This window comes from Paraburkholderia sp. BGA-UO-ETr-F21 (genome assembly GCF_059567925.1).
In genome coordinates this window covers 1-7,626 of record NZ_JCAQOY010000020.1, presented here as the reverse complement: position 1 = coordinate 7,626, position 7,626 = coordinate 1, and the positions used below count along the sequence as shown (strand labels likewise).

The window sequence follows — 7,626 nt, the reverse complement described above, 5'->3', positions numbered from 1 at the left end:
TGGAGGCCGCCACGCTTCAAAAGCCGGACGGCCAATCTGCCAGCGGGCTCTTACGGATAATACGACTCACTGGCAAAAAATCAGTGCTCTGAAAATGAGTTATGCAGACCTTCCCTAGCTGCGTGGCTAGGCATCGAGCCAGACGAGTAGCACTGGTTCGCCGATCGTTGGCGCGTGCCGGCGCATAGTGCTGCGACGCCGCTTCATCACTATTCGTATAAGGCGATCGAGAAGCGCGACGGTCGGTGCCGGATCATCGAGATTCCCAAGCCGCGGCTGTGGGCTTTACAACGCAAGGTGTTGTCGGGGTTGCTCGACCGTATTCCGGCCCACGAATCTGTGCCCGGTTTTCGACGTGGCCGGAATATCGTGACCTTTGCCGTGCCGCATGTGGGTAAAGCGGTGGTGAATCTGTGCGCCTTTCGGCTCGATCTTCGACTTGCGAGTCTCGCGCGTTCGATCAGGGCGACTTATACGCGTTATGCCGATGATCTCGCGTTTTCCGGCGATGAGAATGTCGCGCGGATGGTGGAGCGCTTATCTGTTCGCGTTGCGGCTATTGCTATTGAAGAAGGGTTTTCCGTCAATCTGAGGAAGACGCTCGTGATGCGGCGTGGAGCGCGGCAGCATCTGGCCGGGGTGTGGTGAATAGGCACGCAAATGTGGCGCGGACGGAGTTCGATGCATTGAAAAAGCCGTGCTGACCAATTGCGTTCGGCATGGGTGGCATGAACCAGCAGCAACAGGCGGGTGAGGTGCAGATGATTCCGATCGACCAGATCGAGGTCACTAATCCTCGTGAACGTAACAACCGCGTCTTTAACGAAATCGTCGGCAGCATCAGGGCGATCGGCCTGAAAAAGCCGATCAAGGTCACGCCACGTGCTACAGCGTGGTGTCGAAAAGTATCTGCTTGTGTGTGGCGAGAGTCGCCTGAAGGCTTTCCGTTCAATTGGCGAGACGACCATTCCGGCGATGGTGGTGAATGTCAGCGACGAGGACGCATTCATCATGAGTCTCGCGGAGAACATTGCGCGTCGTCAGTGCAGGCCGCTCGAACGCCTCGCCGGCATCCGGCAATTGCAGGAACAGGGATAGGCGTCGAAGATGATCGCGGAAAAAACGGGGCTCACGCAATCATATGTCCAAGGTATCCTGATGCTACTGCATCATGGTGAGGAACGGCTGGTCATAGCAGTGGAGAAGGGACGGATTCCACTCAGCGCCGCACTGTCGATTATCAGCGCCGGTGACGACGATACGGCAATGCAGGCTGCTCTGCAGGAAGCTTACGAATCCGGCAGGTTACGTGGCAAGCAATTAATGGATGCCCGCCGGATTATCGAGCGACGCAAAACGCTTGGGCGCTCCGCTGCCCGCAACATGTCGGGCAAGCTCGCGGATGTGACGACATCGAGCCTGGTGCGGACCTATCAGCATGAAGTCGAACGCCAGAAGTCGATGGTGCTCAAGGCTGAATTTGCGCAGCAGCGGCTCATGTTCGTTGTGGGCGCTCTTCGGCAAATCTTTGCAGATGAAAACTTCGTCAATCTGCTACGTGCAGAGGGGCTGGCAACATTGCCGAAATATCTTGCCGAGCGCGTCTGGTCGGGCGGGAGCGTCGCATGACAGGCGTAACGCTCGGCTTCATTCCCGAGCCTCTATCTGTTCCCTTAGTGTGCATCTTGCCGTCGCGCAAGATGCTGGCGACGATCATCGATTCGCGCAAGTTCAAACAGATCAAGGCCTCGATCCAGGAGATCGGCCTGATTGAGCCGCTGTCGGCTACTGCAGTACACCAGAGTACGGGTCAACATGTGCTGCTTGATGGCCACCTACGCCTCATTGCGATGCAGAAGCTCGGATTTGTCGAGGTATCGTGCCTGGTTGCAACCGACGACGAAAGCTTCACGTACAACAATCGCGTCAATCGGCTGTCCACCATCCAGGAGCACTATATGATCCGGCGCGTCGTCGAACGAGGCGTGTCGCCGGAGAGGCTGGCAAAGGCCCTCGCTATGGACGTGTCCATGATCCTCAAGAAGCTTTCGCTGCTGGACGGCATATGTCCTGAAGCCGCCGAACTTCTGGGAGATCGCCAGTTCTCAGTAGACCTCGCTCGCGCAATTCGAAAAATGAAGCCGACGCGGCAGGTCGAATGCGTCGAGCTGATGATCGCGGCGAACAACGCGACCGTGCCTTATGCCGAAGGGCTGCTTGTCGCGACGCCGGCAGCACGCCTGGTTGATGGAAAGAAGCCGCCAAAGCTGACCGGTGTGACGCCTGAACAGATGGCGAAGATGGAGCGGGAGATGAGCAATCTGCAGGGGCAATACAAACTTGTCGAGCAGACCTACGGACAGGATGTACTGAACCTGGTGCTCGCAAAGGGTTACCTCGCCAGACTCGTGGAGAATGACCTGGTAGCTCAATACCTGCGGCAACGCCAGCCAGACCTGCTGGCTGAGTTCGAAACGATTGTCGAGACAGTTTCGCTTGAACAGCAGCAATTCAGCGTTTTGACATAGCTGCGCACTGCATCGCCAATGCGATGCCCAGCGTCATATTCGGCCTTGATATGGTAGATCGGCCCCCGCTTTTCGAAGGCGTTAATTTTAGGAACCGGTCGCATAGGTGACGGGCAGAAGGCGGGCCACTTTCGGCCGTTCGACAGCGGCTCTCGGATCGCTGAAAATCAGCATTCCGTAAAATGATAGAAGCAGCCCCAAAAAAAAGCTCAACAAACGGCCAATTTCAATTGGCTTTTTTGCGGATTATCCGTCTCTCCGCGACGGATTTCGATCTCCTCCGGTCTCGTTTGAGTATCCTAGGTGACTGCTGGAGGACTTTCTAAGATCGACTCCGATGTCCCTCTCACTCAATGAACCGCGACCGAATTTTTTAAGTAAGAAGTGATCGGCCAGGCTATCTCGCGATAACCGCTGTGACCCAGGGATCTCCCTGCTTCATTGAGAAAGTCTTCTGCTTTGCGCCGCGACTCGTTCGTGTCCATCTCAAGCAGACGAGCAGCCCCTAGGGAAATTTCTGCGTCAACAGTCCGGATCAAAAGCAGATTTTTCACGGGCGTCAATTCTTCTGCATCACTCTTGCCGTCAAAACGCAGGTCTCCGCACGTTTTTTGATTTTCTAATACTTTTAATAGATCTGCCAGCACCGTTTTCGCAGAATTCCACGAGCGTGCATGCATATGCACCTGGCTTTCTGTCGCAAACGTGTCAGTGTATTGATACAACGCGAAGCAGCTAACATTGGCGTGCGTAGGCTTCGTATATTCATTTGAGGCGATCTGCTTCGCTCTCGAGACGAGCGATAGCGCCTCGGTCGTGTTGTCTCCCGACGCGCCCAGGATATATGCCTTCATGTTCAACGCTGCAGCCAGGTCTCCAGCGTTCGTGGATGTGGCGGCGACCTCTACGGCCTGATCGGCGTCCCGCAAGGCTTGGCCTGTGTTGTTATCTTGCAAGCTGTAACGGGCGCGGCTAACCAACTCGCGGGCGAGACGGGAGTCATTGTCGTTGTCTTTGGGAAATCCGCGCATTTTCATTCTGCTCGCGATTGCCACATTGAGCTGTGACACGACTTTTTCATCGTCATGCTTTCTCATAAAGAAGTCGATGTCCTGCTCCGCCACCATCGCGGTGAAGGTCAGTTGCTGAATTGAGTCTCTTTGCAGTGAGATTTCGCACTCGGATCTCTTCTGCTGGAGTCGCGCCGTCGCAGGCGAATCGAGCTCGCGAGATAGCCCCGTGATCCAATACAGTGCGCTGCAAGCTTCGTTACCGTCTCCGGTCAGTGACGAATCCGCAATTCCAATAATTACGCCAACTAATACTCGTTTGCTGTCGGGAAACACCTTCTCACTGGATAGTTCTTCGAGATTTGATATCTTGAATCCCGCGTTCGCGAGATCCGCGACAGCTGACGGTCGACCAGCGATAGCGGCGGTACTTAGAAGATCAAAAGCCTGCCTATAATCGTCGGCTGCTGCCGTAGGTCGGTGAAGTTGCCACAGGTCTACCATTCCACGCGCCAAGTGAAGAGAACCAAGTAATGCCAGCCGCCCCGCACTATCGATACCTAATTCCGGGATCGCCCGTCTGTTTGACCAATCGCGAATCCGCTCGCTCAGCATGGAATATGTTTGCTCCGGCGTGCCGTTTCTGATTAGCTCAGTGCTGGTCGCGTAGCGAGCCAAGTCAAATGCGCCAGGCATCTTCGCGTTGAAAACCTTGCCCAACCGCTCGCAACGACTGGAAGCATCAGGCCATAACTGATCAGCTAACGTCCAGTACTGACGCGCGTTGGCAACGAACGCGCAATTCAGCTGAAACTCGTAATATCGATCATCGAGTCCATCTGAAATACGCATTCTGGTCAGGATCGCGTCAACGGCGTTCATCTCGCTTCTGGTGCCGGATTCATCTCGTCGGTTCGCTGCGACAAAGGCTCTTACTGAATGAATCACTGCGCGGTCTATGTCACTCCCGCCCGTCTCACATTGTTGAACGAAGTCGCTATAAGGACTGACTACCGCTTCGGCATCCCAAGGTCGTCCTGCAGCGATCAGCATCATTGCATCCGACCTTCGATACCGGCAGATCTCGGGACTTAGCGCCACCGCTAGATCGGCCTGTTTTGCAGCGTTCGTGTACATTCCACTTAGCAGCAACGCATGGGCCGCAGCGTAATGAAGAAATGCCAGACGCGTTGCATCGTCTCGAGTTTCCATCAGCGCGTCGTGGATATGCACCAGCGCCGCGTCACTGCGCCCTTCTCTGAAATCGTGACCAATCTGATGCATCCGATGATTTTTTTCATTCTCCAACGTCCGAATAATCGAACGTATTTCAGGTTGCAACTTCTGAACATCCAGCGTTTGGGTTGCATAGACGTTGACGGTATTATTGCTATTCGCGCCGTACGATTGCTGGACATAGGATTGCGCTTGACAAACTGCTACCCCAAAGAGGGCTACACCGGTTGCTGCAACCAGCGCGAGCCGCTTGCTGATGTCGGTCATGAGAGACAATTTGTAGCTCGCGAAAGGTTACTGCCGCACACCGTTGATGGTCATGTTGTTATTTGAATTGTTGCCGTAGCTTTTCTGCACCACTACGGATGATGCGGTTTGTACCTCGCCCACGGTACCAGATCGGCTTACCGCCCCCGAAACGGTCGGTGATGTCGACACAGATTGCGCATTGTAGTAGCCCATGACCGTGTACACGGTGCCGACAATCCCCGCCAACGCTATAACCGCCGATCCAGCTAGTTTAAGCCATTGCATTTTTATTCCCCACCTTCGTTTTCTGATCTACCACCTTGAACACTTCCGATCCGACACATCACGTTCGAGATCAATAGATTTCATACACCGATCTGGATGTTGGATGTAGAAAATTTCGACATCTTTGGCGTTCGAGTGTATCGCGACTGTTTATCCGTCTGCTGCTAACTACCGGATCTAATGCATAGAATTATCGACATTTCAACGGAATTCTTTAATCGATGACGCAGATTCAATCGTAAACACCTGAGAAGCAGGCGGCCCAAAGATGAAGCTGAAGATTGTCGATGATCAGAGTTACTTCATTGGCCTGGAGATACGGACATGCGATCTGAACGACACCAGCGCACGTTCCCAAGCAGCACACCTCAGCATGCCGGAAGAAAGGCATCTTCACCAAAGTCGGATTTGACTACATTGCAAGAAGCGATGTGTATCGATGCCCTTCTGGCAGGCGAGCCATCCATCGATTCATGACCGTCGAGGATGACACGAAACTATGGGTTTACTGGCCTAGCGCTTGCCTGCGCTGTCATCTCAAAGAACGATGTTCACCGAGCGACTGCCGTCGCATTCGACGGTGAGAACAAGAGAACATGCACTGGAAGCCACGCAGCGCCGTCTCGACCGGAAGCTGGATGAATGACCGTCCGCCGAAGTACTGTGGAGCATGTCTTTGGTACGCTCATGCGTTGGATGGGTGTTGCACACTCCCCGACCGGGCCGCTCACGCGAGTGAGTACGGAGATAAGCCTTCGGGTGTTGGCATACAGCCACGTGCCTATATGTAATTACATCGTCTGCTTGTCGCGAGCACCCGAAAGCGCCGATGATGCGACCATCGACGCGAGAAGATGAATGGCCGCTATACCGCTCGAAACGGTCTTTGCACTGCCGTTGACGCGAACGGCAGAAGAGAGTCGTGTAGCAGGGACTGGCTCCCGCCGGAGTCGCCGTTAGAGGGTCGTGGAGACGTGCCGAAGCATTACACCGGTTACAGTCGTGCTTTCCGGCCGTGCCGGTACGATAGCCCCTCCTATCTCGATAGCAATTTTTCAGTACGTAACTGGCTCGACGTAATTCGTGCGGTGCGTGCCTCGGCGAGGCCATGCAAGCGCCTGCAGCTCTAATTCGTTTACGCCTGTGACTTTTAGGGTACACGCGTGTTGTTCACAGGCGCGAGTTAAGTTGCACCAACCTCACGTAGGCGTTTGAGAAAGCCCGCGAACTCTCTGAGAAACGTCAGGTCGTTGGGGTCCAACCCGTCGGGCTCGAAATGCATGACATCGTTGCGGATCTCGCGAACGCGGGACAATTGAGCGAGAAACGTCATCCGGTCGAGCGCTACCCGAAGCTTCGCCCAACGTTTCTCCGGCTCCAGCAGGCGAGCGTATTCCCCAAAAGTCAGATCGCTGGGAGACTCTACAATACGGCCGTCGTCGTTCGCAGCTTTCGCGTCTATGAGATCCTCTATGGAAAACTTGCCATGGAGTACGAGTCGTACGCCGTTCTCAATCTCACCCACCAGAAGAAAAGGTTCTGCAAGAGCCTGGAACTGACTGTTGATGTCACTGGCAGTGATGATGCCAGTGATCCTCTTGTCCGGCGCTTGTACCAACGCGTAGTCACGGGACGCGACCTTCGCGATCACCGTAAACAAAGGTTCGTCTGTCGGCACCACAAGTGGTGGTGTCTCCATGCAGTCCCGGACATTGACGCACGGCCGCTTGAGAGCAAGCCGTGACCCGATCGTCTTCCAACTGATCACGCCTTTCACTTCGCGCGGGCTCGTCATCACCGGGAGTTGCGAAAAGTCGTTGGCCAGCATGAGCGTGACCGCCTGTTCAAGCTTGTCGTCCGGCGAGACAGTAATGAGCACCTTGTTCGCCGCATCGATCCTTCCAACCCGATAGGTTGGGTCGATGCCTGTTTGACTGCTCTCATCTCCACCTTGCGCGGAGTGAAAGTCAATGTTGGAATCTAACCATGTCGCGTCGAAGTCTGGTCGGGTAACCAAACCGTGACGTGCTAATGCGGCGCGGATTCGTCTCACGGACCGGTAACTTCGTCGCTCGGCATTGAACCATAGCAGGAACGTGCGCACCGTCTCGCGAGGCGGTGCTACGCCCTTCTTAAGTAGTGCTGCAATGGATCTGAGCTTCTCGTCGGCAATTTCCATGTCAATGAGGAAAAGAGTTAGGGAAGGTCTGCATAACTCATTTTCAGAGCACTGATTTTTTGCCAGTGAGTCGTATTATCCGTAAGAGCCCGCTGGCAGATTGGCCGTCCGGCTTTTGAAGCGTGGCGGCCTCCACGTG

At 54.7% G+C, this 7,626-nt stretch carries 4 protein-coding genes and 3 pseudogenes; 4 read left to right on the top strand and 3 right to left on the bottom strand.

Translation table 11 applies throughout. The features are described 5' to 3' along the window. Positions 1–114: 114 nt before the first annotated feature. The 3 genes and pseudogenes from AC57B1_RS14175 to AC57B1_RS14165 all read left to right on the top strand — a co-directional run. Positions 115–724, top strand: a pseudogene (locus AC57B1_RS14175) (reverse transcriptase family protein); the annotation flags it as partial. Positions 725–728: 4 nt separating this feature from the next. After that, positions 729–1,629: pseudogene (locus AC57B1_RS14170) on the top strand (ParB/RepB/Spo0J family partition protein). Continuing rightward, complete coding sequence (locus tag AC57B1_RS14165) at positions 1,626–2,528, top strand: plasmid partitioning protein RepB C-terminal domain-containing protein (RefSeq protein WP_496417805.1); 903 nt, start codon at positions 1,626–1,628, stop codon at positions 2,526–2,528. The pseudogene AC57B1_RS14170 and the gene AC57B1_RS14165 overlap by 4 nt, the downstream one beginning before the upstream one ends. A gap of 350 nt (positions 2,529–2,878) precedes the next feature. On the opposite strand, the gene AC57B1_RS14160 is transcribed toward AC57B1_RS14165, so the two are convergent. Both AC57B1_RS14160 and AC57B1_RS14155 read right to left on the bottom strand, forming a co-directional pair. Beyond that, entirely contained in the window at positions 2,879–5,041 is a 2,163-nt protein-coding gene (locus AC57B1_RS14160) for a hypothetical protein (RefSeq protein WP_496417804.1), read from the bottom strand. A 27-nt stretch (positions 5,042–5,068) separates the two neighbouring features. After that, entirely contained in the window at positions 5,069–5,308 is a 240-nt protein-coding gene (locus AC57B1_RS14155) for a hypothetical protein (RefSeq protein WP_496417803.1), read from the bottom strand. A gap of 289 nt (positions 5,309–5,597) precedes the next feature. On the opposite strand from AC57B1_RS14155, the pseudogene AC57B1_RS14150 reads away from it, so the two are divergent. Then, positions 5,598–6,166 (top strand): annotated as a pseudogene (locus AC57B1_RS14150) (transposase); the annotation flags it as partial. A 325-nt stretch (positions 6,167–6,491) separates the two neighbouring features. Here AC57B1_RS14150 and AC57B1_RS14145 read toward each other — a convergent pair. Beyond that, positions 6,492–7,487 carry a CBS domain-containing anti-phage protein gene (locus tag AC57B1_RS14145; RefSeq protein WP_496417802.1) on the bottom strand — a complete coding sequence of 332 codons (996 nt, stop codon included), beginning with the start codon at positions 7,485–7,487 and terminating at the stop codon, positions 6,492–6,494. Positions 7,488–7,626: the final 139 nt, after the last annotated feature.